This is a genomic window from Reyranella sp. CPCC 100927, from assembly GCF_007859315.1.
Classification (GTDB): Bacteria; Pseudomonadota; Alphaproteobacteria; order Reyranellales; family Reyranellaceae; genus Vineibacter.
This window is the reverse complement of the sequence record NZ_VOHA01000001.1, coordinates 218333-244526: the sequence shown is the minus strand read 5'-3', so window position 1 is coordinate 244526 and position 26194 is coordinate 218333. Positions and strand designations below refer to the sequence as shown.

At 66.5% G+C, this 26194-nt stretch carries 23 protein-coding genes; 16 read left to right on the top strand and 7 right to left on the bottom strand.

The annotated features are described in order from the left end of the window. The first annotated feature begins 158 nt into the window (after positions 1-158). Genes FQU96_RS01150 through FQU96_RS01135 form a run of 4 tightly spaced genes read left to right on the top strand, consistent with a single transcriptional unit; the run spans position 159 to position 4538 of the window. Complete coding sequence (locus FQU96_RS01150) at positions 159-1961, top strand: acyl-CoA dehydrogenase family protein (protein ID WP_146539006.1); 1803 nt, start codon at positions 159-161, stop codon at positions 1959-1961. A gap of 23 nt (positions 1962-1984) precedes the next feature. Beyond that, entirely contained in the window at positions 1985-2968 is a 984-nt protein-coding gene (locus FQU96_RS01145) for a tripartite tricarboxylate transporter substrate binding protein (protein WP_146539005.1), read from the top strand. Between the two features lie 39 nt (positions 2969-3007). Then, positions 3008-3988 carry a tripartite tricarboxylate transporter substrate binding protein gene (locus tag FQU96_RS01140; RefSeq protein ID WP_146539004.1) on the top strand — a complete coding sequence of 327 codons (981 nt, stop codon included), beginning with the start codon at positions 3008-3010 and terminating at the stop codon, positions 3986-3988. After that, positions 3963-4538 (top strand): mismatch-specific DNA-glycosylase, encoded by a 576-nt coding sequence (locus FQU96_RS01135; RefSeq protein WP_146539003.1) that lies wholly within the window; start codon positions 3963-3965, stop codon positions 4536-4538. Before FQU96_RS01140 ends, FQU96_RS01135 begins: the two co-directional genes overlap by 26 nt. Here the strand turns inward: FQU96_RS01135 and FQU96_RS01130 are convergent. Further along, positions 4522-4968 carry a metallopeptidase family protein gene (locus FQU96_RS01130; RefSeq protein WP_146539002.1) on the bottom strand — a complete coding sequence of 149 codons (447 nt, stop codon included), beginning with the start codon at positions 4966-4968 and terminating at the stop codon, positions 4522-4524. The genes FQU96_RS01135 and FQU96_RS01130 overlap by 17 nt on opposite strands. A gap of 104 nt (positions 4969-5072) precedes the next feature. On the opposite strand from FQU96_RS01130, the gene FQU96_RS01125 reads away from it, so the two are divergent. Beyond that, positions 5073-5369, top strand: a complete 297-nt coding sequence (locus FQU96_RS01125; RefSeq protein WP_146539001.1) for a 4a-hydroxytetrahydrobiopterin dehydratase — start codon at positions 5073-5075, stop codon at positions 5367-5369. A 12-nt stretch (positions 5370-5381) separates the two neighbouring features. On the opposite strand, the gene epsC is transcribed toward FQU96_RS01125, so the two are convergent. Together epsC and FQU96_RS01115 are read right to left on the bottom strand one after the other, a co-directional pair. Beyond that, positions 5382-6335 (bottom strand): serine O-acetyltransferase EpsC, encoded by a 954-nt coding sequence (gene epsC / locus FQU96_RS01120; protein WP_146539000.1) that lies wholly within the window; start codon positions 6333-6335, stop codon positions 5382-5384. A 40-nt stretch (positions 6336-6375) separates the two neighbouring features. Beyond that, positions 6376-7821: an FAD/NAD(P)-binding protein gene (locus FQU96_RS01115; RefSeq protein ID WP_146538999.1), complete on the bottom strand. Its 1446-nt coding sequence runs from the start codon at positions 7819-7821 to the stop codon at positions 6376-6378. Between the two features lie 208 nt (positions 7822-8029). On the opposite strand from FQU96_RS01115, the gene FQU96_RS01110 reads away from it, so the two are divergent. The 10 genes from FQU96_RS01110 (at position 8030) to FQU96_RS01065 (ending at position 19454) form a co-directional block, all read left to right on the top strand. Further along, positions 8030-8827 (top strand): class I SAM-dependent methyltransferase, encoded by a 798-nt coding sequence (locus FQU96_RS01110; protein ID WP_178130233.1) that lies wholly within the window; start codon positions 8030-8032, stop codon positions 8825-8827. Positions 8828-8996: 169 nt separating this feature from the next. Then, on the top strand, positions 8997-9833 hold the full coding sequence (locus FQU96_RS01105) for an ABC transporter ATP-binding protein (RefSeq protein WP_146538997.1): 837 nt from the start codon (positions 8997-8999) through the stop codon (positions 9831-9833). 5 nt (positions 9834-9838) lie between these two features. After that, positions 9839-10927, top strand: a complete 1089-nt coding sequence (locus FQU96_RS01100; protein WP_370461334.1) for an ABC transporter substrate-binding protein — start codon at positions 9839-9841, stop codon at positions 10925-10927. Between the two features lie 11 nt (positions 10928-10938). Continuing rightward, the gene (locus FQU96_RS01095; protein ID WP_146538995.1) at positions 10939-11811 is read left to right on the top strand and encodes an ABC transporter permease; all 873 of its coding nucleotides are present in this window, start codon (positions 10939-10941) and stop codon (positions 11809-11811) included. Then, entirely contained in the window at positions 11808-12668 is an 861-nt protein-coding gene (locus FQU96_RS01090) for an ABC transporter permease (protein WP_370461333.1), read from the top strand. The genes FQU96_RS01095 and FQU96_RS01090 overlap by 4 nt, the downstream gene beginning before the upstream one ends. 34 nt (positions 12669-12702) lie before the next feature. Continuing rightward, on the top strand, positions 12703-13611 hold the full coding sequence (locus tag FQU96_RS01085) for a TauD/TfdA family dioxygenase (RefSeq protein WP_146538994.1): 909 nt from the start codon (positions 12703-12705) through the stop codon (positions 13609-13611). Positions 13612-13726: 115 nt separating this feature from the next. Beyond that, positions 13727-17011, top strand: a complete 3285-nt coding sequence (locus tag FQU96_RS01080; RefSeq protein ID WP_146538993.1) for a helicase-related protein — start codon at positions 13727-13729, stop codon at positions 17009-17011. Between the two features lie 22 nt (positions 17012-17033). Further along, entirely contained in the window at positions 17034-17318 is a 285-nt protein-coding gene (locus tag FQU96_RS01075; protein WP_146538992.1) for an RNA-binding S4 domain-containing protein, read from the top strand. A gap of 27 nt (positions 17319-17345) precedes the next feature. Beyond that, positions 17346-18707, top strand: a complete 1362-nt coding sequence (locus tag FQU96_RS01070) for an FAD-binding oxidoreductase (protein ID WP_146538991.1) — start codon at positions 17346-17348, stop codon at positions 18705-18707. 6 nt (positions 18708-18713) lie between these two features. Continuing rightward, a complete protein-coding gene (locus FQU96_RS01065; RefSeq protein ID WP_146538990.1) occupies positions 18714-19454 on the top strand; it encodes an SDR family NAD(P)-dependent oxidoreductase in 741 nt (246 codons plus the stop codon). A 13-nt stretch (positions 19455-19467) separates the two neighbouring features. Here the strand turns inward: FQU96_RS01065 and FQU96_RS01060 are convergent, their stop codons facing one another. The 4 genes from FQU96_RS01060 to FQU96_RS01045 all read right to left on the bottom strand — a co-directional run bounded on the left by FQU96_RS01060 (position 19468) and on the right by FQU96_RS01045 (position 23676). After that, the gene (locus FQU96_RS01060; RefSeq protein ID WP_218574568.1) at positions 19468-20241 is read right to left on the bottom strand and encodes a hypothetical protein; all 774 of its coding nucleotides are present in this window, start codon (positions 20239-20241) and stop codon (positions 19468-19470) included. A 184-nt stretch (positions 20242-20425) separates the two neighbouring features. Further along, positions 20426-20968 (bottom strand): polysaccharide biosynthesis/export family protein, encoded by a 543-nt coding sequence (locus FQU96_RS01055; protein ID WP_178130232.1) that lies wholly within the window; start codon positions 20966-20968, stop codon positions 20426-20428. 110 nt (positions 20969-21078) lie between these two features. After that, positions 21079-22329 carry an outer membrane beta-barrel protein gene (locus tag FQU96_RS01050; protein WP_146538987.1) on the bottom strand — a complete coding sequence of 417 codons (1251 nt, stop codon included), beginning with the start codon at positions 22327-22329 and terminating at the stop codon, positions 21079-21081. 123 nt (positions 22330-22452) lie between these two features. Further along, the gene (locus tag FQU96_RS01045; RefSeq protein WP_146538986.1) at positions 22453-23676 is read right to left on the bottom strand and encodes a hypothetical protein; all 1224 of its coding nucleotides are present in this window, start codon (positions 23674-23676) and stop codon (positions 22453-22455) included. Positions 23677-23926: 250 nt separating this feature from the next. Here FQU96_RS01045 and FQU96_RS01040 point away from each other — a divergent pair, with 250 nt between their 5' ends. Beyond that, positions 23927-26194 carry a peptidase domain-containing ABC transporter gene (locus FQU96_RS01040; RefSeq protein WP_146538985.1) on the top strand — a complete coding sequence of 756 codons (2268 nt, stop codon included), beginning with the start codon at positions 23927-23929 and terminating at the stop codon, positions 26192-26194.

The window sequence follows — 26194 nt, the reverse complement described above, 5'->3', positions numbered from 1 at the left end:
GCGAGGTCATTCGACGGCCTTTCCGGACGTTGGCAGACCAGAAGCATGGCATGATCGCATCGGTCGGCAACGCCGGCGCCGACGCATGGCTGGCGTCACGTGTTGAACCGCCGGGCGGCGCGGGCTAATGCACGGCCATGCCGCCCACGGAGATGCCCATGCCCGACGATACCACCCGCCCGCGGCTCGAGACGCCGAGGCCCTTCGGCGCGCATCACATCGCACCCGACTGCCGGGGCATGAACTTCTATCGCGCCGATCGCGGGTTCCGTGACCTGCTGGGCCTCTATCTCGATCCCGACTGGCGGGCGCGAATGGACCCGCATTTCGATCGCATGAGCGCGCTGGCCGGCAATCAGCTCGACGAACTGGCCGACGAGGCCGACAAGCACGGCCCGGTGCTGCACCCGCGCGACCGCTTCGGCCGCGACGAGGAATGGATCGAGTACCACCCGGCCTATCGCGCGATGGAGCGGATCGCCTTCGGCGACTTCGGCATGCACGCGATGAGCCACCGCGCCGGCGTGCTGGGCATGCCCGACGCGGCGCCGCCCGTGGTGAAGTATGGTTTCACCTATCTGTTCGTGCAGGCAGAATTCGGCCTGATGTGTCCGATCAGCATGTCGGACACATCCAACCTCACCATCAAGAAGTATGGCTCCGACGCGCTGAAGCGGCTGCTGCTGGACCGCCTGCTGTCGACCGACATGGCCAGCGTGCTCAAGGGCGCGCAGTTCATGACTGAAAAGGCCGGCGGTTCGGATGTCGGCGCCATCGAGACCGAGGCCGAGCGGATCGGCATGGGCCCGGACGGCATCGACCGCTGGCGGATCTTCGGCGACAAATGGTTCTGCAGCCATGCCGATGCCGACGTGACGGTGATGCTGGCGCGTCCGCGCGGCGCGGCAGCGGGCACCAAGGGGCTGGCGCTGTTCGCCCTGCCGCGGCGCCTGGAGGACGGGTCGCGCAATGCCTATCGCGTCGTGCGGCTGAAGGACAAGCTCGGCACGCGCTCGATGGCGTCGGGCGAGGTGCGACTGGACGGCGCCACGGCCTACCTGGTGGGCGACGCGCAGAACGGCTTCAAGCAGATGATGAACCAGGTGAACCTGTCGCGCCTGTCGCACGGTGTGCGGGCCGCCGCCATGATGCGCCGCTGCCTGAACGAGGCGCTGGTGGTGGCGCGCCACCGCCGCGCCTTCGGCCACACCATCGACGCCTTCCCGCTGATGCGGCGCCAGCTGATGAAGATCATGGTGCCGACCGAGCAGGCGCTGTCGATGGCGCTGTGGTCGGCCGATGTCATGGGCCGCGCCCATGCCGGCGACCGCGGTGCCGCAGAGCTGCTGCGCATCCTGACGCCCGTCTTCAAGTTCCGCGCCTGCCGCGACAACATTCCCGTGGCGAGCCACGCACTGGAGGTGCGCGGCGGCACCGGCTACATCGAGGAATGGGCCAACGCGAGGCTGGTGCGCGATGCGCAGATCGGCACGTTGTGGGAAGGCACCAGCAACATCAACGCGCTTGATGTGGTTACCCGCGCGGTGGGCAAGAGCAGCGGCCACCGCGCGCTGCAGGCGGCGATCGACGACCGGCTGGGCCGCTCGCCATCCCTGCCCGGTCAGTTCCGTGGCCTGCTGAGCGCCACGATGGGCCGCGCCGCGGACTTCGCGGAAAAAGTCGCTGCCGATCCGAAACAGGAGAAGCGCTGCCGCATGGCAGCCGGCACGCTCTATCATGCCGCCACCGCCGCGTTGCTGGCGGCGGAAGGTGCCGCACTCGGCATGGCAGGTGGTGATGCGCGCCGGCTGCTCCTGGCCCGGATGGTCCTGGCGCATCGGCTCACGCCGCACGACCCGTTCGCATGGCACGACGACTCCTGGGAGGATGAGGCGACGTCATTGCTGCTATCGGATGCCGCAGTTCCTCTTGAAAAGGCGGCGGCGCTGGTGTCGGCTTGAGGCCGAACCCACCGGAGAGCGAGATGCGCCTGTCGCGCCGTGCCTTTGTTGCCGCTGCCAGTACCGTGCTGGCGGCATCCGCCGCGACGATCCGCATGAGCCACGCCCAGGCCTGGCCGTCGCGACCGTTGCGCCTGGTGATCCCCTTCCCCGCCGGCGGCGCGCAGGACAACGTGGGACGGGTGGTGGCCGCCAAGCTGTCGGAGCGATTGGGGCAGCAGGTCGTGCCCGACAACCGGCCCGGCGCCAGCGGCATCCTGGCCGCCGACATCGTGGCGAAAGCGCCAGCCGACGGCTACACGGTGCTGCTGGGCAACATCGCCTCGCACACGATCAACCCGCATCTGCAAAAGCTGCCCTATGATCCGTTCGGCGATTTCATCGCCGTGGCAGCCACCGGCTCACAGCCCAACCTGCTGTGCGCCCATCCGGCCTTCCCGCACGATACCGTCGCCAAGCTGGTGGCCGCCGCCAAAGCGGCGCCCGGCAAGATCAACTACGGTTCGTCCGGCACCAGCACGTCGCCCAGCCTGTCGATGGCGTTGTTCAAACTGCGTGCCGGTATCGACCTGACGCTGGCCGCCTACAAAGGCGCCGCGCCGGCAGCAAACGACGCCGTGGCCGGGCACATACCGCTGGTCGCCTCGAACTTCGACAGCCTGCGCGCCCTGGTGCAGGTCGGCAAGCTCAAGGCAATTGCCACGACCGGCGCGGCGCGTTCGCCAGCCCTGCCCGATGTACCGACATTCGCCGAGCAGGGCTTTCCCGACGTGGTGGTGACGGCATGGACGATGCTGTTCGTGCCCACCGGCACGCCGCGCGAGGCTGTCGAGCGGCTGCGGGCGGAGACGGTGGCCAGCGTCGCCGCCGCCGATCTGCGGGCACGCTTCGCGGAGATGGGCGTCGAGCCCATGGACATGACGGAGGCGCAACTGGTGCCCTACGTGCGTGCTGAGTATGAACGCTGGGGCGAGGTGATCCGCGCCGCCGGCCTCAAGCCGGACTGAAGGTCGCCGTCCGCCATCGTCGGGAGTCCGGAGAAGCTCATGCGCCTGTCGCGCCGCGCCTTTGTCACTGCCACCAGTGCGGCCTTTGTGCCCGCCATAACAACCGGTCCGAGCCGTGCCGAGGGCTGGCCGGCACGGCCGGTGCGTCTGGTGATCCCGGTTCCCGCCGGCAGTGCACAGGACAATGTCGCGCGCCTGGTCTCGGCCAAGCTGTCGGCGCGGCTGGGCCAACAGATCGTGGCCGACAACCGTCCCGGGGCCAGCGGCGTGTTGGCCGCCGAGATCGTGGCGCGGGCACCGGCCGACGGCTACACCGTGCTGATGGGCAATACGGCAACCCACACCATCAATCCGCATCTGCAGAAGCTGCCCTACGATCCGTTCGCCGATTTCATTGCGGTAGCCGCCGTCGGTTCACAGCCCAACCTACTGTGCGCAAATCCAGCCTTCCCGCACGACACGATCCCCAAACTGGTCGCCGCCGCCAAGGCCGAGCCCGGCAAGATCAACTGCGGCTCTTCCGGCGCCAGCACGTCGGCCAACCTGTCGATGGCGCTGTTCAAGCTGCGCACAGGCATCGACCTGACGCTGGCCACCTACAAGGGCGCCACACCGGCGGCAAGCGATGCCGTGGCAGGACACATTCCGCTGGTTGTCTCGAACTTCGACAGCCTGCGCGCGCTGGTGCAGGCCGGCAAGCTCAAGGCGATCGCCATGACCGGCGCGACCCGGGCACCGACGCTGCCCGACGTGCCGACCTTCGCCGAACAAGGGTTCCCCGATGTGGTGGTGAGCGCCTGGAACATGCTGTTCGTGCGCACCGGCACGCCGCGCGACGCCATCGAGCGATTGCGCGCCGATGCCATGGCCAGCATTGCGGCGCCCGACCTGCGGGCGCGTTTCGCGGAGATGGGCGTCGAGCCGATGGACATGACAGAGACGCAGCTCGCGCCTCATGTCAGGGCCGAGCACCAACGCTGGGGTGAGGTGATCCGTGCCGCCGGCATCACGCCAGAGTAGCGGCAGCGTCCAGCCGCTGGTGCCGGATGTCCTGGCGCCGGGCCTGGATCTGGTGTTCTGCGGCACGGCGCCCAGCCCGATCTCGTACCGCGAGCGGGCCTACTACGCCAACCGCGGCAACGGCTTCTGGCGGACCTTGCATCTGGTCGGCGTCCTGCCGGAACGCTTCGAGCCCAAGCGGTACCCCGAAGTGCTGCAGCATGGGATCGGCCTGACCGATCTCAACAAGACCGAATACGGCAGCGACCACGAATTGTCGCCGCAAGCCATGGACCGCGCCACCCTTGCCGCCAAGCTAGAGCGTTACCGGCCGGCTGCAGTCGCATTCACCAGCAAGAATGCCGGCGCCTTGTTCTTCGGCGCGAAGACAATCGAGTACGGCCGCCAAGGCGATGCCTCGTTGGCCGCCTTAGACCCTGCAGCATTGCGCAAGATCGTGTACTTCGTTCTGCCCTCACCGTCGGGGCGGGCGCGGTCCTGGTGGAACATCGCGCCGTGGCAGGAAGTCGGCCGCTTCGTGGCGGCGCGGCGGATCAGCCCTGCGCCGTAGCGCGTGCCTCGGCCTGCGCTTCGATGGCGTCCATATCCTCGTCGCTGAGGCCGAAATGGTGGCCGATCTCATGAATCAGCACGTGACGCACCAGATGCGTCAGGTCCTCGCCCGATTCAATCCAGTAGTCGAGGATGGGCCGACGATAGAGGAACACGCGGTCGATGTCGTTGGCGACGTGGGCCGCGCTCTTCTCGGCCATGGACACACCTTGATAGAGTCCCAGAAGATCAAAGGGACTCTCGAGTTCCATGGCCTTCTCGATCTCTTCCGTCGGGAATTCCTCGATGTGGATGCGGACATTGGCCGTGTGGCGACGGAACTCCGTCGGGATCGACGCCAGGGCCTCGGCTGCGATCTGTTCGATTTCCTCCAGCGTGGGCGCGGAGGTGAAAAGTCGTGGTGGCGTATCGTCGCTATATGAAGCCATGGTCGTCTCCTAGACCCGGCGTGCAACGTGCACAAGGGACGTGGGTCCATGGTGGTTCAATGGTGCTACGACCACCGGCATATCTGTCAAGAGGAGGATTTCGCATGCCAACCAAGCTCAGTGGCGCGCAAAGAGCGCAGGCGCTGGCCGGTCTTGACGGCTGGCGTGACGTCGATGGCCGCGATGCCATTACAAAGTCGTTTCGTTTCGCCGATTTCAATGCCGCCTTCGCCTTCATGACGCGCGCGGCATTCGTCGCCGAAAAAATGGACCACCATCCCGAATGGTTCAACGTCTACAACCGTGTCGAGGTCACGCTGGCGACCCATGATGCCGGCGGTGTCACCGAGCTGGACGTGAAGCTGGCAACCTTCATGGATGGCGCCGCCAAGGGCGGATGACGGCCTGTTACGTCATACCGACGGGGCCAGGTTATCGCCTCTGTCTTGGCTCGGCTGGGCCTGGGTGATGCCGCTGCCTGGCGGCACGCTGTGGGTGAGCCAGACGTTGCCGCCGATAACCGAATCGCGGCCGACGGTGATGCGGCCCAGGATCGTGGCGCCGGCATAGATCACCACGTTGTCCTCGATGATGGGATGGCGGGCGCCGCCCTTGATCAAGACGCCATTGGCGTCGGCCGGAAAGCGGCGAGCGCCCAGGGTAACGGCCTGATAGAGCCGCACGTTCTCGCCGAGAATGGCGGTTTCACCGATCACCACGCCCGTGCCGTGGTCGATGAAGAAGCTGCCGCTGATCTCGGCACCGGGATGGATGTCGATGCCGGTTGCCGAATGGGCGAGACCAGCGATCAACCGGGCCACCACCGGCGCCCCCAGCCGATGCAGCGCATGCGCCAACCGATGATGGATGATGGCGTTCATGCCGGGATAGCACAGCAGAACCTCGGTCGTGCTGGTGGCGGACGGATCGCCGTGCCAGGCTGCCATCAGATCGCTCACCAGGGCAGCACGGATCGCGGGCAGACGCGCGGCGAAGCTGCGCGTGATCGCCGCCGCACGCACCGCCAATATGCTCTCCTCGTGCGGCTCCGCATCGAGCAGCAGCCCGCGCCGCACCTGTTCGGCGAGCGCCGTGAGCGCGCTGTTGAGCGTGTTGCCCACGAAGTAGTCGATGCTCTCATCCGACAGGTCGGGCCGGCCGTAGTGCGTCGGAAACAGTGCCGCCGACAGCTCACCGATGATGTCCGCCAGCACGGCGCGGGACGGCAGTTCGCGGACATAGCCGCGATGGCGCACCTTGTTGATCACCTCGCGCGAGACGCGCAGCGCGGCGACGATGGAAGCCAGGTCCCAATTGGCCTCGTCGTCCCCTGATGCCGGCCACGGCCGGGATCTGTATTCGCTCACCGAAGAGGCTCCGTGAAGCAATCCGTCTGACGATCAGGCACTATGCCGCGGCTACCGTCTCAGCGGGGACGGGGACCGCCGACGCCAGCCGTTCAGCCAGCGCAATCGCCTGCTGCAGCAGTTCGACGTTGGTGCTCGATTCCCAGCGCGTGCCGCGCAACGGTGGGCCGATGGCAGAGAGCTGGTCGGACACCGCGCCGTCGCGCTCGATGGCGGCCGCATGTTGATCGGCATCGATGCCGAAGGCCAGCGGCCCCGGCCGCACCAGACCACGGCGCAGAAGGTTCGTCACCAGCGGCCGGTCACCGGCTTGCGCCCATTCATAGTGGGCACCTGTGCAGTTGATCACGGTATCGACCGTCACCGCCACGCGTACGTCGCTGCCGCGCAGCTGCAGGGTCACGGCGACCCGCCCGTTGGGCTCGAACTGCAAATCCCGCACGCGCGCGGCGCGATGAATGAAACGCCCTGCTTCGCGTACCTCTTCCAGCAGCAGGGCCGAGGGACCAGGCGAGCGATGCATGGCGTTTTCCCAGAACGGCCGCAGGTGACGCAGGAAGCGATGCCGCTGCGTCTCGTCGGCGCCCTGCCACAGGGCACCGACATGCGGGCGAATAGCCGCCACCAGCGATTGCCAATCCGCACCCGACTGGCGCACCGCCGTCAGCTCGCGCCTGATGCGTTGCAGCAGTACGACCACGGTACGCGGCAACCCGCCTTCGGCCAGGAAGTCGCGCCACGGCGTGACCTCGCGGCGCGGCTGCACCAATAACCCGCGGCGCGAGATCACATGGTAGCAGCCGCGAAAGCCGCGTCGTTCGAGAGTCACCACCGCATCCAGCATGGTGAGACCGCTGCCGATCAACGCCACGTCGCCCTCGGGCGGTACGGCCTTGTAGGCCTGTACGTTCCAGGGGTCCTCAATGTAGCGACCGGACTGCAGCAGCGATGGATCGTCGGCGAACCGCGGACGTGCCTGGAAGACGCCCAGCGCCAGCACGACATGATCAGCGACCAGCACACGGCCATCGCTCAACGCGACGCTGAGCGCATCGCCGTTGCGCCAGACGTCGCGTGCCTCGCCCACAACATGCTCCAGGCTCACACCGGGTGCTGCCTGCGCCACGGCCGCCGCAAGCTCGGCTTGAACATAAAGGCCCAGCACCCAGCGCGGCGCGAAGGCATTGGCGTAATCGGCTTCCTGCGGATCACGCCAGCCCCAGGTCGTGCCGTAGTCGGTGAGCCAGCGCGCGAAGTGGTCGGGTTGATCGGGATGCAACCCGAACAGCTTGGCCGGGCCGTTCACCAGATGCGACGACTGCCGCGTCGAGTAGGCAAGGCCACGCCCCAGCTCGGTGCGCGGTTCGATGATGCGCACCAGCAACGGCTGAGTCGCTGCATTGATCAGCTTGATCGCGGCGAGGGCACCGGAGAACCCGCCGCCGATGATGGTGACGTTGTGAGCCGGTCGCGGCCTGATTGTCATCGCGCTGTCCTGTCATGGCACTTGGTCTTCGGCCATTAGCGACGATGCGGCACACCGGCACAATTTAGATATCGAAAGGTCATCGTGAAGAAAATCTTCACCGACCATCGTGCGCCGGCATTGAAGGTGTTGTTAGAAAGTCTGAAGCATGGACCTGCCGGCAGGTCCGTATGATGGACGCGATCTCCCTCCCGCGCAGGAATGTCCGATGTCGGTCGATCACGTCCTCTTTCCGAACCGGTTCAAGGCACTGGCCGAGGTCTATGCCGTCGGGCGACCGACCTATCCGCGGCTGCTCGCACAGCGCGTTGCCGAACTGTTGGATCTCGACGGCACGCAGGACGTCCTGGACCTCGGCACGGGTCCGGGATTCCCGGCGCTCGACTTCGAACCCTTCGCGCGCGCGGTGACGGGCATCGACCCCGAGCCTGAGATGCTGCGCGTGGCACGACGCAGCGCCGAGCGCGCCAGCGTGCACATCAACTTCGTTCTCGGCAGTTCTCACGATCTCAGTCCGGCATTCGGCCGCTTCCGGCTGGTCACGATCGGCCGCGCCTTCCACTGGATGGACCGCGCCCGCACGCTGCAAATCCTCGATTCGTTGATCGAACCTGGTGGCGGCGTTGCGCTGTTCAGCGAGTCGTATCCGCCCGTCGCAGCCAACGCCTGGCACGACGCCTTCGAACGCACGGTGGACAGCTATGCCACGCACGATCCGGCGCGCGAGCGGCTGGCGGCGCACAAGGACCACGAAGCCATACTGCAGCAGTCGGCCTTCGCCCACCTGGAACGCATCGCCGTCCTGGAGCCACGCCGCACCACGTTGAATCACATGGTCGACCGCGCGCTGTCCTTTGCCAAGGCTTGGCAAGGCCGCGCCGGCTCGCGCCGTGACGATCTCGCGGCGGACGTGCACGCGGTGCTGGCACCTTACGCGATCGACGGTGCCATCGACGAAGTGCTGGAGGGCACGGCGCTGATCGCGCGACGCCCGGCGGAGATATAGAACCCATCTCCATCATTGCCCCGCTCGGGGCAGCGACGCATCTCACGATAGAAAACGTGACGTGGGGCTAAAGAAAAAATCGAAAACGGCCACGTGCTGCCCTGTGCCATGGTCGCCGCGTTGATGCGCGCGGTCGTTGCTGCGTCGCCCTCCTTGCGAAAGGCTTCACATGGCGCAGCAGGGGCATCTGGAAATTCGGAACGTCGCCAAGCAGTTCCAGGTCGCGGGTGCACTGTTGCCTGTGCTCGACAACGTCAACGTGTCGGTCGCCGCGGGTGAATTTGTCACCATCGTCGGCGCCAGCGGTTGCGGTAAATCCACCCTGCTGCGCCTGGTCGCCGGCCTGGATCGCGACTACGGCGGCACCATCGACTACGACGGCGACGGCATCGACGGACCCAGCCTGGATCGTGGCCTGGTCTTCCAGGAGCCCCGCCTGTTTCCGTGGCTGTCGGTGGCGCAGAATGTTGCCCTGGGCCTGCTCAACGCCGACATGGACACGGCGGCAAAGCGGCGATCCGTTGCCGAGCACATCGACCTGGTCGGCTTGTCGGGGTTCGAGAATGCCTTTCCGCATCAGCTCTCCGGCGGCATGGCGCAGCGTGCCGCGATCGCGCGCGGCCTGGTGAACCGACCCGGATTGCTGCTGTTGGATGAACCCTTCGGCGCGCTCGATGCGCTGACCCGGGCACGCCTGCAGGCCGAGCTGCAACGGATCTGGTCGCACGAGCGGATCACCATGGTCCTGGTGACACACGACGTGGATGAAGCGGTCTATCTCGGGGACCGGGTCGTGGTCATGGCGCCACGGCCAGGTCGCATTGCCGAGACGTTCGAGGTCGGATTGGCTCACCCGCGCGATCGCAGCGATGCCGTGCTGCTGCGGACACGCAACGCAGTGCTGGCGGCACTGGAAGCGACGACCGGGCCTGATGGGCCGTGGTCGAGCAAACCCCAGACGCGCCCCGCTGCGATCTCCATCCCACCGCAACAGGCAGCCGCGTGATGCGCATGATTTCCATCCGTTGGACACGTCGTGGCGTTGCGTTGGCGACGCTCGGCCTGCTGTTGCTGGCGCCGGCGGGAGCAATACGCGCCCAGGATCCGGTCACGGTGCGCATAGGGTTCGCCTCGATCGGCATCGACAATCGGCCGTTCGCCGGCGGCAGTTCGGCGGCGATCGCGCATGCCAACCGCTATGTCGAGGACGAGTTCAAGAACGATCCCGCGATCAAGGTGGAGTGGTTCTTTTTCAAAGGTGCCGGACCGGCCGTGAACGAAGCCTTCGCCAACGGACAGCTCGACTTCGCCCTGCAAGGCGACCTGCCCAGTGTGATCGGCCGGGCCAGCGGACTGAAAACCAAGATCCTGCTGGCGTCGGGTGCCCACGCCCCGATCTATCTGGCGGCGGCGCCCGGTTCGAACATCACGAGCGTCAAGGATCTGAAGGGCCGCAAGGTTTCGATTTTCCGCGGCACCAACAACCATCTTGCCGCTGTGAAAGTCCTGGCTGCCAACGGCCTCGGCGAACGTGACCTGCAGGTCATCAACATGGACGAGGCGTCGACCAACGCTGCGCTGGCAAGCAAGAACATCGATGCCGCCTTCGGCAATTTCGGCCTGCTGCTGCTGGCCGACCAGGGACTGGCGACCATCGTCTACACGACCAAGGGCGACAACCCTGCTTTCGAGCGCCACTCGACCCTGATCGCCACAGAAGCCTTTGCGAACCGCCGTCCTGAACTCACCGCACGTCTCGTCAAGGCGCTGACGCGCGCATCGTGGTGGTCCTCGCAGGAGGAGAACCGCGACGCGGTGTTCGCGATCTGGGCGAAATCCGGCCGACCTGCCGCCGCCTACAAGGCAGACTTCGCCGACCAACCGCTGAAGTATCGCAACTCGCCGCTGATCGACGACTCGATCGTCGCGCACTACCGGTACCAGGCCCAGCAAGCCCGGGAATTCGGCCTGATCCGGCGCGACGTCAGCGTCGAAGGTTGGTTCGCACCACAGTTCCTGGATGCGGCGCTCAAGGAGCTCGGCCTGGAGACGTTCTGGACGCGCTACGGCGCGGACGGTAAGCCCGCCAGCGGCTCATGATCGAGGCGGGGATGGCGTACTACACCCTGAGGAACGGCCCGGTGGGCCGCGTCTTGGCGGGTGATCGTGGCGCTACGCGCAGGAAGGTCGCGGTCAGCCCATGGCTGCGGCCGCTCGGCGGCGGCGCCGTTGCGCTGGTCCTGCCCTTGTCGCTGCTGGCGTTATGGACGCTGAGCGCGGCATTCGAGTGGCTGCCGCCGCAGATCCTGCCCGCACCGGCCGACGTCGAGCACGGTCTGGTCGAGATGTGGCGCAGCGGTGACCTAGCAAAACATACCGCTATCAGCCTGCTGCGCGTCGTCTACGGATTCAGCATCGGCGCCATCGTCGGATTGGCACTCGGCGTCGCAATGGGCCTGTCTCGCACGGTCGAGGACTACACCCGGCCGCTGTTCACCGCCTTCGCGCAGGTGCCGACACTGGGCTGGATCCCGTTGCTGATGCTGCTGGTGGGTATCGGCGAGGGCCTGAAGATCCTGGTGATCGCCAAGGCCGCCTTCGTGCCGATGACGATGAACAGCTTCGCCGGCATTCGCAGCGTTCCGCCCGCCTATGGCGAGGTCGCTGCCCTGTATCGCTTCAACCGCTGGCAGCTGCTGCGCCAGGTGATGCTGCCCGGCGCCATCCCGCCGATCTTCACCGGCGTACGCTATGGATTGACGCATGCGTGGATGGCGCTGGTTGCCGTCGAGCTGCTGGCCTCGTCGGAAGGCCTCGGCTACCTGCTGGTGTGGGGCCGGCAGATGTTCTGGCTCGATGCCGTGATGATCGCGATGGTCCTGATCGGCATCGTCGGCTTCGGTCTCGACAAGGTGATGGCGATCATCGAACGCCGGCTGCAACGCTGGCGCTTCGCCGACGGCGCCCGTGGCGGTCGGGCATGACGACGAGCGCCCGCTCTGGCTCCCGGGAGCGCGGGCCTCTGGCCCGCATCAAGGCGATATCCTTATTGTCGCCGGACATGAGCGGGCGGGACGCCCGCGCTCCCAGGAAACGTCAGGCGCTGCGTGGTATCGCGTTGCCGGTTCTGCTGCTGATCGCGTGGGAGGCTGCGAGCCACCTGCGTCTGATCGATCCGCGCATCCTGCCGCCGCTGGAGCAGGTCGCGCGCACGGCGATCGTGCAAATCGTCGACGAGGACCTCCTTTACCATCTGGCGGCAAGCCTTGTCCGTGATGCTATCGGCTTCACCATCGGCACCGTCACCGGCATCGCGCTGGGAACATTGCTCGGACTGTCACGCCTGGCTGACCGTCTGGCGACCCCCACCTTCAACGGCGTGCGCCAGATCGCCATCCTGGCGTGGATTCCACTGATCTCGATCTGGTTCGGCTTCGGCGAAGCGGCCAAGATCGCCTTCATCTCGGCGGCGGCGCTGATTCCTGTCGTATTGAATACTTACGAGGGCATGCGCAGCGCGTCCAACCAGCTGGTCGAGGTCGGACAAACGCTGCGGTTCACGACGCCCCAGCTGATCACCAAGCTCTATCTGCCGTCGGCGCTGCCGTCGATCCTGACCGGCATCCATCTGGCGCTGATCTACTCGTGGGTCGCCAGCGTCGGGGCCGAGTACTTCATGACGGTGGGGCCCGGCATTGGCGGCCTGATCATCGCCGGTCGCGAACGCTTCCAGATGGACCTGGTGATGCTCGGCATTCTGATCCTCGGCCTGGTCGGTTTCCTGATCAACCGTGGTGCCTCGGCGATCGAGGCCCGGCTTCTGCGCTGGCGGCCGACCTGAGCTGGCGATTTCCCATCCTGAACAGGAGAACACGATGAGTGCACAAGCTGCCGTTCTGGAACGCACGGCGCTCGACATACGACCGGTCACGGCCCGCATCGGCGCCGAGGCGCAGGGCATCACGTTGTCGGGACAACTGGACTCGGCACAGGTCGCGGCCATCCGCCAGGCGCTGGTTCGCCACAAGGTGCTGTTCTTCCGCGGCCAGCATCATCTGGATGAAGCTGGCCAGGAAGCGTTCGGCCGCCTGCTGGGCGAACTGGTGCCACACCCGACGGTGCCCTCGCTGTCCGGGACGTCGTTCATCCTCGACATCGACGGTTCGCACGGCGGCGGCCGCGCCAGTTCCTGGCATACCGACGTGACGTTCGTCGATGCGCCGCCGGAGATCTCGATCCTGCGGGGTGTCGTCGTGCCTGACGCCGGCGGCGATACGGTGTGGGCCAACACCGCGATTGCCTATGCCGACCTGCCGCCGATCCTGCGCGAACTGGCTGACAAGCTGTGGGCGGTGCACAGCAACGACTATGACTATGCCGCCAGCAGGCCCAACGCGCGGCCCGAGGATCTGCGTCGCCACAACGAAATCTTCACCAAGACGGTTTACGAGACCGAGCATCCGTTGGTGCGCGTACATCCGGAGAGCGGCGAGCGCACGTTGGTGCTGGGCCATTTCTTCAAGCGCTTCATCGGCCTCAACGCCGCCGATTCGCGACGCCTGTTCGAGTTGTTCCAGGCCCACATCACTCGGCACGAGAACACCGTGCGCTGGCGCTGGGCACCGGGTGACGTCGCCATCTGGGATAACCGCGCCACCCAGCACCGCGCCGTCGACGACTACGGCGACCAGCCCCGCATCGTGCGCCGCGTGACCATCAAGGGGCCGGTACCCGTCAGCGTCGACGGCCGGCACAGCATCGCCCGGCGCGGCGCGCAGGCATAATCGCGCGTACCCTTCCCCGCTCCGATGCGGGGGAGGGTAGTTTTGACGCACGGACTGCGACCTCGCGGCTGACGGAGATGCTTGCCTTTCCCGGCGCGGCGCGGAATCGTGCGGTATGAGCGTGTCTGTGCCTTCGGAGCGCCGCCTCATCGCGGTGCTCGGGCCGACCAATACCGGCAAGACCCATCTGGCGATGGAACGGCTGCTCGGCCACGAGTCGGGCATGATCGGCTTTCCGCTGCGCCTGCTGGCGCGGGAGAACTACGATCGCGCCGTGCGCAAAGTGGGCGCCGGCGCCGTGGCCTTGGTGACCGGCGAGGAAAAGATCCAGCCGCCCAACGCGCGCTATTTCATCGCGACCGTCGAATCGATGCCGTTGGACCGGCCGGTACGGTTCCTGGCCATCGACGAGATCCAGATGTGCGCCGACCCCGAGCGCGGCCACGTCTTTACCGACAGGCTGCTACGCGCCAGAGGCATGGATGAGACCATGCTGCTGGGCGCCGACACCATGCGGCCCCTGCTGCAGCGCCTGTTTCCGGATATCGAGATCATCGCCCGCCCGCGATTCTCGACCTTGAGCTATGGCGGCAGCAAGAAAGTGACCCGCCTGCCGGCGCGGTCGGCCATCGTCGGTTTTTCCGCCAGCGAGGTCTATGCGCTGGCCGAACTGGTGCGCCGCCAGCGCGGCGGCGCCGCCGTGGTGATGGGCGCGCTCAGTCCGCGCACACGCAATGCCCAGGTCGAGATGTTCCAGAACGGCGAGGTCGACTACCTGGTCGCCACCGACGCCATCGGCATGGGCCTTAACATGGAGGTCACGCACGTCTGGTTCGCCGGCGTGCAGAAGTTCGACGGGCGCGGGGTCAGGCCGCTGCGCAACGAGGAACTGGCGCAGATCGCCGGGCGGGCCGGACGGCATATGACCGACGGCACGTTCGGGACCACCGCCGATATCGGGCCGCTGAGCCAGGAACAGGTCGAGGCGATCGAGAATCACCGGTTCGATCCGATCCGCACCATCCAGTGGCGCAGCGCCGACCTCGATTTCCGGTCAATCCCAGCGTTGCTCGACTCGCTGGGCGCGCCGCCGTCATTGCCCGGCCTGCAGCGTGCCCGCGATGCCGACGACCAGATCGCGTTGGCCGCGCTGGCGCAGCGACCGGAAATCGCCGATGGAGCCAAAAGCCATCAGCGCGTGCGGCTGTTGTGGGACATCTGCCAGGTCCCTGATTTCCGCAAAACCATGAGCGAGGAGCACACCACCCTGCTCGCCCAGCTCTTTCGTTACCTCACGGCACCGCAGGAGCGCCTTCCGGAAGAGTGGATCGATGGCCATATCAAGCGCCTGGAACGCTACGATGGCGATATCGACACCCTGATGGCGCGTATCGCACACACGCGGACCTGGACCTATATTTCGCACCGCGTCGGCTGGCTCGAGCGCGCGGCTCAGTGGCAGGAAAGGACGCGGGCCATCGAGGACCGCCTGTCTGATGCGTTGCACCAGCGGCTGACGCAACGGTTTGTGGACCGGCGTACCGCCTTGCTGGTAAGGAAACTGAAGTTGCCGGAGGAATTGATGACTGGCGTCTCGGAAACGGGCGAAGTCACGGTTGAGGGTGAGCGGCTGGGGCGCATCGAGGGCTTCCGTTTTGCGCCCGAAGCCGCACGTGACGAAGCTGATCAGCGGACCGTGCTGTCGGCCGCGCTGCGCGCGCTGCGCCAGGAGTTGCCGGCGCGGCTGGAGAAATTCGCGAACGCGCCCGATGCCGCCATCGGCATCGATGACAAGCTGCGCCTGACATGGGGTGGCGGCGCCATCGCGCGTCTGCTGCCCGGCGCCGATGCGCTGTCGCCCAAGGTCGAACCGTTGAGCAGCGATCTGCTCGATGGGCCGGCGCGCGAGACGGTGCGCAAGCGCTGCGCCGACTGGCTCGAGGCCAGTATCAAGAAGTCGCTGCCCGACCTGATGGCAGCGCGCGAAGCCGAGCTGTCGGGTGCGGCCCGTGGCGTTGTCTTCCAGCTTGGCGAGGCGCTGGGTGCGATGCCGCGCGCGCCGCTGGAGGAACAGATCGCCGCCATGACCGACGCCGACCGCAAGGCGCTGGCGCGTGCGGGCGTGCGGCTGGGCGTCTACACCGTCTTCATCCCGACCATGCTGAAACCGGGCGCCATCCGCACGCGGGCGCTGTTGTGGACCATCTTCAAAGGCGCCGAGAGCATCCCGCAGCTGCCGTCCGAGGGACGGACGTCGATTGCGATCACACCGGAGATGGATCGCGACTTCCTGGCCGCCGTCGGCTACCTGCCGATGGGCGATCGCGCCATCCGCGCCGACATGGTCGAACGCCTCGCGTGGGTCGCGCGCAACGCCGTGCGCACCTCGCGCGAGGTACACCGGGCATGGCAGGAAGGGCCGAAGCAACAACCAGCCTCCGCCGCGCCGCCGCCAGCGACCGGCACGGACGGCGTCGTCAGCGAATGGATGATCGCCGCCGCCGCCCTGGGCGAGGTACTCGACGCCGCGGCGTCGCCGGCCGACACGGTGCCGGGCAGCGCGACAGGCGAACCGCAGCAAGCCGACGCGCCGGTCGTCGACGTGCCGGTGTGGACCCGCAGTTCGCCGGAAACCAGCGGCACGATTCCCGTGGCCGAGATTTTCTCGCCCATCTCCCGGACATGGAGCCTGGCCGCTGCCGTATCGAAGAAACCGGGAGAAGCCGCGCCTGCCGTGCCGGAAAGGCCGTCACTGCCGCCGGGCCATTTCCGCATCACGCCGGAGATGCTGTCGCTGATCGGCTGCGGCGAAGCGGAGATGACCATCATCCTGCGTGCGCTCGGCTATCGCGTGCACCAGCCGCCCGAAGGTGCCGAAGGCCCGACAACCTTCTCGATGCGGCCGCGCTTCCAGCGCGAGCGTGACGAGAATCGTGGCGACCGACGCGGACCGCCGCCCGAATGGCGGCGTCGGCGCCACGGCGACCAGGCACCGCACGAGGGACGCGAGGACCGCCGGCCACGTCGCGAGCGGCGGTCGGACGCACCGCCACCGGGCGGTGGCGCACCAGCGCAACCATCGGCGGGCGAGGCCGCCACGACGCCGGGCGATGATCGCAGGCCGCCGCGACGCGATCGCGGCCCGCGCGAGGAACGGCGCGATCGGCCCGAGGGTGGCGGCAAGTTTGGTGGCCCGCAGGGTGGCGGCAAGTTTGGTGGCCCGCAAGGCGGCGAGCGGCGCGGCGACGGCGAGCGTCGTTTCGGCGGGCCACGCCGCGATCGTGATCGCGAGCAGGGACCGGAGGTCCGACTTGTCGCCACGACCGAGAAGAAGGGCGATCGCCCTGCTTCCGATTCACCTTTCGCCAAGCTGCTCGAGTTGAAGCTGGGCAAGACGTGACAGAGAGCCGGGGATAGCGCCTGTGTCGGCGTCGCCCGGTGGCGAAACGATCCGACTCGACAAGTGGCTGTGGCATGCGCGCTTTTTTCGTTCGCGGAGTGTGGCGAGCCGTGCCGTGGCGGACACGCCGTTTCGCATCGATGGCCGACCTACCGACAAGCCGCACGCTTTGGTCGGACCTGGCATGGTGCTGACCTTCACGCTGGGCCCGCATGTGCGGGTGGTACGCATTGTCGCCAACGGCCTGCGGCGTGGGCCGGCCAGCGAAGCCCGCCTGCTGTACGAGGATGTCACCGAATCCACCTGAGCGGCGCAGCTGTGGCATACTGCGGCCATGACGGACGTCACGGCACGTGACGATGATGCCGATGTCGGCGCACTGGAAGGCGGCTGGGTCCAGCGCCGACTGTCGGACTCCACCGGCCGCGCCACGGCGACCCAGTTGGTCTGCCGACCCGACCGGCCGGCGCGGTTGCAGTCTGCGATCCCGGCGCCAGAGGGACGCAGTCTGATCGCGCGCGGCGGCGGCCACAGCCTGGGTGACGCCACGCTCAACGACGGCGGCGCCGTGGCGCTTACGGTGCGGCTGGACCGCATGCTGTCGTTCGATGGTGCGAGCCGCGTCGTCGAGGTCGAGGCTGGCGTGACGATCGGCGACATCCTGCGCACGTTCCTCCCGCGCGGCCACATGCCGGCCGCCTGCCCTGCTCCCGGCACCGCCACGGTCGGCGGCCTGATCGCCACCGATTCGCACGGCAAGAACCATGCACGCGTCGGCTCCTTCGGCGATCACGTGGCATGGCTGGATCTGATCACGCCACGCCACGGTTTGCGGCGTATCACGCAGGAGGACGACACAGCCTTGTTTGGCGCCACCATCGGCGGCATGGGCCTGACCGGTGTCATCGCGCGCGCCGCGATCCGCCTGGTACCGGCCGCATCGGCCTTCGTCACGGTCCACCATCAGGCCGTCCGATCGCTGGAAACGCTGATCGAAAACCTGAGCACCGCTGCGCCAGCACATGACTATGCAGCGGCGTGGATCGATACGCTGGCCACCGGCAGCGCACAGGGTCGCGGCGTGGTGGAAACCGCCGACATCGCATCGGCGAGCCGACGGACATGGACACCGATGCGATCGCCGTCGCCACCACGCGCATTCTTGCCGCAGCGCACCCTCAACGCACACCGCTTCCGGCGGGCATTGCGCGGCCGCCACAGCGTACTGCCCCTCGATCGTTTCCTGTTCCAGCACGACAGCACCATCCGACGGCACGATGATCGCCCCGGCTTCGCCCAGTTGCAGTGCGCGTTGCCCGCCGAGGGCGCGACAGCGGCCGTGCGACGACTGCTCGACATCACGCGGCGCGACGGCGGTGCCCTTCGCGCCGCCATGCACGTCGTCGGCAACGAGGGCCGCGGCCTGCTGAGCATCGCACGGCCCGGCATCAGACTGACGCTGGACCTGCCGACGACCGTGGCCACGCCGAACCTGATGCATCGTCTGGAACGCGAAACGCTGGACCGCGGCGGCCGCATCTTCCTGGCCAGCGACGCGCACCTGACGGATCATGGCTTTGCCGCGATGTATCCCCGCCTTGCCGACTTCCGCGCCGTGCTCGCCGATGTCGATCCCGATATGCGCCTGCAGTCCGACCTCGCGCGCCGGCTGCGGTTGCGCGACTACGTCGTGTAGGCGGCGATGGCATCGCGCGATACGTGGCTGATCCTCGGCGCCTCCTCGGCGCTGGCGCGCGCCTTCGCGCGACGTGCGGCCCGCGAGGGCGCGCGCTTGCTGCTGGCCGGACGCGATACCGCCGACCTCGCCGACGGCGCCGCCGATCTGCGCACACGCTTCGCCGCCGATGTCGACATCGTCGCCTTCGATGCCGTGGCACCGCAAACCCATGCCGCCGTCGCTGCGCGGCTGGCGTCGGCCGAACGGCCTAACGTACTGTTGGCGTTCGCCGCCATGCCCATGCAAGCCGAGATGGAAAGCAAACCGGCGCTGGCGGCCGTGACACTGGATGCCAACCTGACCGGCGCGGCCACGATCCTGCTGCGGCTCCTGCCGGTGCTCGAGGCGAAACGCGGCGCCCGCGTGGTCATCGTGGGCTCCGTTGCGGGCGATCGCGGCAGGCCACGCAACTATGTCTACGGCGCCAGCAAGGCCGGCTTGCACGCCCTGGCTTCCGGCTATCGCGGCCGCCTGCACCGCGCCGGGGTGTCAGTGAGCCTGGTGAAAGCCGGCCCCTTCGACAGCGCCATGACGTTCACGCGCACAGGCCTGCGCGGTGTCGCAACGGCAGAAGCCGTCGCCGACGATTGCTGGCGCGCGGCCCACCGACGGGCCACCGTCGTCTACAGCCCCGCCACCTGGCGTTGGATCATGATGGCCGTGAAGGCGGTTCCCGAACCGTTGTTCAAGCGTCTGGACGTGTGAGGCGCCGGCGACGTCATCCCTCGACGACGTCGAGGACCCTGCCGTGCGAATCCAGCAGCGCGCCCAGCAGCGGGCCGCCGAAGCCACAGCCGGCATCGAGCGTCAGCGTGTGGGGCTGATCGTGCACGCCGGGATGGTTGCGGTCGAAACCGCGGATGAAGCGTTCGATCCCGTCATAGGGTGCATCGATCGCCTCGAACGGCGTGCTGCCGCCCCACCAGAAGGCGTCACCCTGCAGGTCGAGCGGCTTGGTCGTATCGAGGCCCTGGTGTACCGCGATCAGCCGGCCATCCTCGCTCAATGCCGCACGACGGATCGCCGCCAGCCACTGGGCATGGCCGGGGCGCGCACGCAATGCCTGACGCAACTGCGTGGTCCAGCGCGCGATCGCCATCGGTCCGTCGCGCACGGCGCGCTCGCCGTCGCCGATCGCCGCGTCACCGCCATAGGCCGCGATCGTGGCACCCAGCCCGCGCTGCAACATCCAGCGCAGGACCTCCCTCGGGCCCTGGGCATAGTGAAGCTGCTCCAGCTTGGTCCACATCTCTTCCTGCGCCCCGCGCAGAAAGACCACATCGCAGGCACGTGCTCCCGGCAACGCCAATGTGCGCCGCCGCAATGCCAATGCGAGATCCAATGTCGGCGCCACATCGGACGTTTCACCGCCAACGGCACCACCGATCAAATTGCCGAGGAAAACGAGCGCGTCACCCGGTTCCAGTCGGGCCGCGATCGCATCGGCCACGGAATGCAATCGGTGCACCATGCCGTGGACGGCAGGGATCACCCACAGGCGCTTTGTGTCTCGCAGCGTGGCAATAGCTGCCGGCGTCTTCATAACAGATGCAACATAACCGACACGGATCGGGCGCTGTCAAAATCCGCCGGGGAAAACCCGGCATGCGATACGCATCAACGCAAAGGGCCGGTCCCATGGACCGACCCTTCAACACACGAAAAGAGGTAGAGGCTCAGCCGCCGCGACGCAACACTTCGATGGTGTCGCCAGGGAACAGCGGTGTATCGGGCTTGGCGTCGCAGGTTTGCCCGGGACGGAAGACCACCGACCGCTCCGGGCTCGCGCGCCGGTCGAGACCGCCGGCCAGCGCCGTCGCACCGCGAACATCGAGTCCAAAGGAGTACGGGTAGCGGCCCGGCTGGCGCACCTGGCCAAGCACGGTCACGGGCCGGTAGCCAGCGACCTGCACCGACACGCGCGGATCGACCAGGATGTTGGACTTCAGTCTGGCGGTGATATCTGCCTGGATCTCCGACACCGTACGGTCGACGGCAGCAATCTCACCGGCCAAGGCGATCACGATTTTGCCACCGGCATCGACCTCGGCTTCGCTGCCCAGCTCGGGCTGGCCCACGACGGTGACACGGACCTTGTCGCCGACGCCCAGCTTGTATTCAAGGCCGCCGATGGCAGCCTTGGTGCTGGGGCATGGCACACCCGTGCTGGTCGTACCGCCTTCGCATCCGGCAAGTGCCAGCACGCCGACGAGCGCCACGGCTGACACTGTCCATCGAGTGGAAGGCTTGTGGCCTACAAAACGCTGTGACTGACATCCGATGATCATCGCTAACCTATCGCAATATGAATTCTTCCACCCCACTGATCTCAGAACTGAGCGCCGAGCGTGATCAGGAAGCGGTTATCCGTGTAGTTCGCGCTCCTCGGCTTGGCATTGCGGCGTTCGTACAGATAGCGCGGGCCGGCATAGAAGTTCTTGTTGAAGAAGTACTTCGCGCCGACATCGAAGAGCCAGAAGTTTTCGCGCAAGCCTTCGCCTTCGTAGCGATACCGGGCATACGATACGCCAGCATCGAGCAGCAGCGGATCGAACGGTTCCCAGCCTGCGCGCAGGCTGAACGAGGTTTCGACGGCGTTGCCGATAGCCGCCGTGCCGAGACCGAATGCACGGTACTGCGAGAACGAACGGCGCGCTTCCGCCTCGATCGAAACGTTGTCGAGCGGGTTCCAGAACAGCCGGCCCAGGAACGACAGACCATCCTGCGGTTTGCCAATGCCACTGTAGGTGCGCCGGAAGTAGCCGAAGCCGAGCTCGGCGGTTAACGTCCGGGTAACGTCGTAGGCAACGCCGCCGCGAATATCGAAGCCCTGGTTGTTGCGGAAAGCGCCATTGCGATCGTAACGCACCCACTCATACGACGGGTCGATGAACACCGACAGCTCAGGCGTGATCCGGTAGCCGAGGCGCGCGCTGATATCGTAGACGTTAAAGTTCTCGTTGGTGGATACGCCCCGCACATACTCGAAGCGACGGAAACGGGGACCGATACGGCCGTAGAACAGGTCACCGTTGTAGGCGAGTTCGGTCGCCGCCGTGATGACGTTGACGATCTGCCGCCGGCCATCAAACCCGGTGGTGAGCAGGCCGGGTGAGCCGCGCCCCAATCCGACGCGGGCGAATTCGGCATTGGTGTTCCACCGCCATTCATCGGTGATATCGACGCTACCGCGCGCACCGACGGCGAACCCGACATAGCTTTCTTTCGACTGATCGATGTAGCGCGTCACATCGGCGCTGGCGTAGAGCGCCAGTGCGTGCTGGCCCCAGTCGCTTGCGAGCGTGAAAGACGGCCGTGCCCGGAAAATGAAATCGCCCTTCCGGTTGCGGCGGGTGCGATAGACGTTGTCGTCATACTCGCCGTCCACCTCGAGCCTGGGAAAGAAGGTGAAGCTGCCGATGGGAAACCCATCGGGCGGATCGCCGCGCTCGCGTCGCAGGACCGACGCATCGCGCGCCGATGGCTCATCTGCCTGAGGTGCCAGACGTTTCGGAGCAGGCTGATCCGGAGCCGGTGCTGGCGCCGGCGGCGGCGCCGTGTATTGAGCGGCGGCAGGCATGGCGCCGATCCCGCCAACAACGCCGCTGCACCCGGCCAGGAGAACCGCAAGGATTCGCCCGGCCCTGAAGGTCGATGAAATACGCACGTGACTGCCCCGAGAGAAGATAAGACGATGAAACGACTAACTGCGGCTCAAGGGTTGGCAGATACCCCGGCACGGCGGCTCCGGCTGCGTCTGCGGATTCCTGCGAGGTCCCGGCGGCTGATCCTGCGGCAACTCGGCCAAGGCCCGATCGATGCGAGCCTCCTGTTCCAGGCAGCTGCGGTTGGACACGGGTCCCTGAGACTGGGCGGTGGAGTCCAGCACGAAGCCGGAGGTCTGGCCAGCAGGCTCGATCAGCAGAGCGCCGATCTCGGCCGTTTGCGGAAAGGTGAGCTGCAGGTCGCCGCCGGCATGATCGACATCGAACACGACGGCCGGCGCACTACCCGGCAGTACGTTGCTGGGCGAAAAGACCTGTTCCGGTGCGCCATTGGCCAGCGCGCCGCGCGGCAGCCAGCGATCCGGACCTGCCGCCGTCACCTCAATCGAACGACCATTGGCCTGGATCGTGCGACCGAATGGCGTCGTCAGAGCCTGGGCCAGCGGCCGCTTGCCGCTGACGAGAACGACCCGATAGCGTCCCTGAGGCATCGACGTCTTGAAGCTCGATATGCCGATGATCGAGTCCCCCGAAGCGGGGTAGGCATCGTTGTAGCGAACGCCGGTGAGATTGTTGCCCGCGATGCGCGGATCGCCCGGTGAAACGGCGCGCATGCCCGGGTACACCGGCTGGCCGACCGGACCAAAGTCGAACGCCTGCGCGCCGTTCGGCACGTTGAAGCGTCGTACGCAAACCGAATCGATGATATGCGCGGCGCATACCGAGCCCTTCGAGATCAGGGCGATCTCATTGAGGACGTTCGGCGGGCACGTGCGCGAGGCCAGGCACTTCTGGTTTACGGACTTCAGCAGTTGAATGGCCCGGTCGGTGGTCGCCACACGATCAGGGTAAGCTGCCTGCAGATAGTTACGAATGCGGCCGCGCCAGTCTCCGTCATTGCGCGCAATGGCATCGGCAAGATCGTTGGCCTGCGCCACCAGTACGGTGGGAGCCGCCGCCCGAGAGCCACCGAGTTGCGGCGGCGCCGCTGCGGCGGGTGTCAGCACACTCGCTGCAAGGATGATGCCGCCGAGAGCGGGCGCGATGCGTGAGAGCAACATAAATCGCTTCCTGAGGCTGCCGTGATTGTTCGGTAGATGCATAAACCATAACATTTTCACCTTCAGAAAAGTACTACCTTTCTCACGAACCGACAATAATGCCGAGAACAAATAGAGAATACAGGCGTCAAAACAGGGCATTTTCGGCCCAAAATGGCGCAGTTTGCCGGTCGATATTTTCGGTGCGCGCTAACCTAAATCGAATTTCTTCATTAAATACTTTATAAAAATCTTATAAGCTATTGTTAATACGGAAATTTTCTGCAATAATGTTCCTTGGATGAGAATCTGGCGCCGCATCGAACAGCCAGTCGTGCACGGGCCGGCGTATTGATGCAGCTTCATTTTCACTCTCGTAGCCAGCCGGTAACGGGTCTGACTTGGTCAGTGCATGCCGCCCGATCGTTCAATCCTGGAAATGCCCGACTCGCTGATAGCGCCGCAGGTCGCGACTGCTTTCGGCCAGGCGACTGATCCTGGGCATGTTGCATCAGCGGCGCTGAAGCCCATCGACATCCTGTTGCGCTGTTTTCTGCATGTCGCCCAACAGCGGGGCCGACCGGTGGCCGAAGCTGAGGTGCGCGCGCTGGTGCCTGTGGGCAGCGACACTATGGACGTACCGCTGTTCCTGCTGGCCTGCGAGCGTTTCGGCTGGCGGGCGGCCGACGCGGCTCTGACGGCGGCCAGCTTGGCGTGCATGCCGCTGCCTTTTGTCGTTGTCGGAAAATCCGCTGGCCCGTCCTATGTCGTCACGCAGCGCGACGGGACGGCGTTCCGCCTGTTCGATCCCGCGGTCGGCAGCACCCTCACGCTGAGCGCCGACGCCATCACCGCACTGGCCGACCGCGTTATTCTGGTTGCAGACGGGGACCCGCCCGACGCCTTGGGCTGGCGGGCAGCGCTGCGCCGCCGGATCCGGAAAGTGTCGGGCGAACTGCTGGTCGCGTCTTTCGTCATCAACATCCTCGCATTGGCCACGCCGCTCTTCATGATGGCGGTGTTCAATCGCGTTATTGCCCACGGCAATCCCGAGACGCTCGGCACCACCGTGATCGTGCTGATGGCAGGCATGGCCATCGCCTACCTGTTCGATCTGGTCCTGCGCATCCTGCGTGGCTACGTGTCGAGCCATACCGGTGCGCGCATCGACACCCTGCTGTCGAGCGAAGTGGTCCGGCATCTGGTTCACCTGCCCTTTCGACACTTCGAGCGCACACCATCAGGCGTCATCGCCGAGCGGCTGCGCCAGCTCGATACGCTGCGACTGTTTTTCTCCGGCCAGATGCCGTCGCTGATCATCGATCTGGGTTTCGCTGGTCTCTATCTGGGCGTTCTCTTCGCCATCAACGGGCCGATCGGACTGTTCGTGCTGGCGGCGGTGCCGCTGTTCGCCGGCGTCTCGCTGGCGACGCACCGGGCGCAGAAGCGCCACATCGACGAAAACTTCCAGGCCCTGGCAGCCAAGAGTTCGGCGCTGAGCGAGACGGTGACCAACGCCGGCACGATCAAGGCGCTTGGCCTTGAAGCGGAGATGGAGAGGCGCTGGGGCGTGCGTGTCGCGCAGTCGGCGTGGGCGGGATTTCGGACCAACAACCTGGCCAACATCGTTGCGTCCCTGACCGGCACGCTGCAGTTGTTCGTCGCGCTGGGGGTCGTCCTGCTTGGCGTCTTCGAACTGGTCGAGCAGCGTCTGTCGATCGGCGCACTGATCGCGGCCAACATGTTGGCCAGCCGCACGCTGGCGCCGATGCGGCAGGTGGTCAACGCCTGGCACACGATCCAGGCCGTGAGATCGGCTTTTGCTCGGGTTGACGAGATGATGCGCATCCCGGCGGAGATCCTGCCCGGCCGGCAGGCGCCCATGCCGCCGATCAACGGCAGGGTGGCGCTCGAGCGCGCGACCTTCCGCTACGATGACGACGCACCGGCGGTCCTGCACGACGTCGACCTGCAGATCGAAGCCGGCTCCATCGTGGGCATCATCGGTCCCTCCGGCTCGGGCAAGACCACGATCACCAACCTGATCCAAGGCCTCTATCGCCCGACATCGGGCCGGATCCTGGTCGATGGCACCGATATTGCCCACATGTCGCCGGCCCAACTGCGGGCGCAGATCGGCTGCGTGCCGCAGGACGTTCAGCTCTTTGCCGGCACCGTGCGAGAGAACATCGCCATGGGGATTGCCGACAAGGACACGGCGCGCGTCGTGGCCGTGTCCAAGTTCGTCGGCGCCCACGGCTTCATCCAGCGCCTGCCGCAGGGCTACAACACGGTTCTCGGCGAACGCGGTGTCGGCCTTTCCGCCGGACAGAAGCAGTTGCTGTGCATCGCCCGCGCCCTGATCCGCAACCCGCGTCTCATCGTGCTCGACGAGGCGACCAGCGCCCTGGACCCGGCCAGCGAAGAGCAGTTGCTGCGCGCACTGCGTGACAACGCGCGCGGCCGCACCGTCATCATGATCACCCACCGGCTGGCGCCGCTGGCAATTGCCGACAAGGTGGCTCTGATCGTCGACGGCCGCATCGAGCGGTTCGGCCCGCCGACCGATGTCATGGCATACGCCCGTATCCGTATGGCGGAGACCAGCCGAGGCCAAAAGACGCCACCGCCCGCGACGATCGCTGGCCTGGGCATCGGCATGCCGCTGACGCCGGCTTGA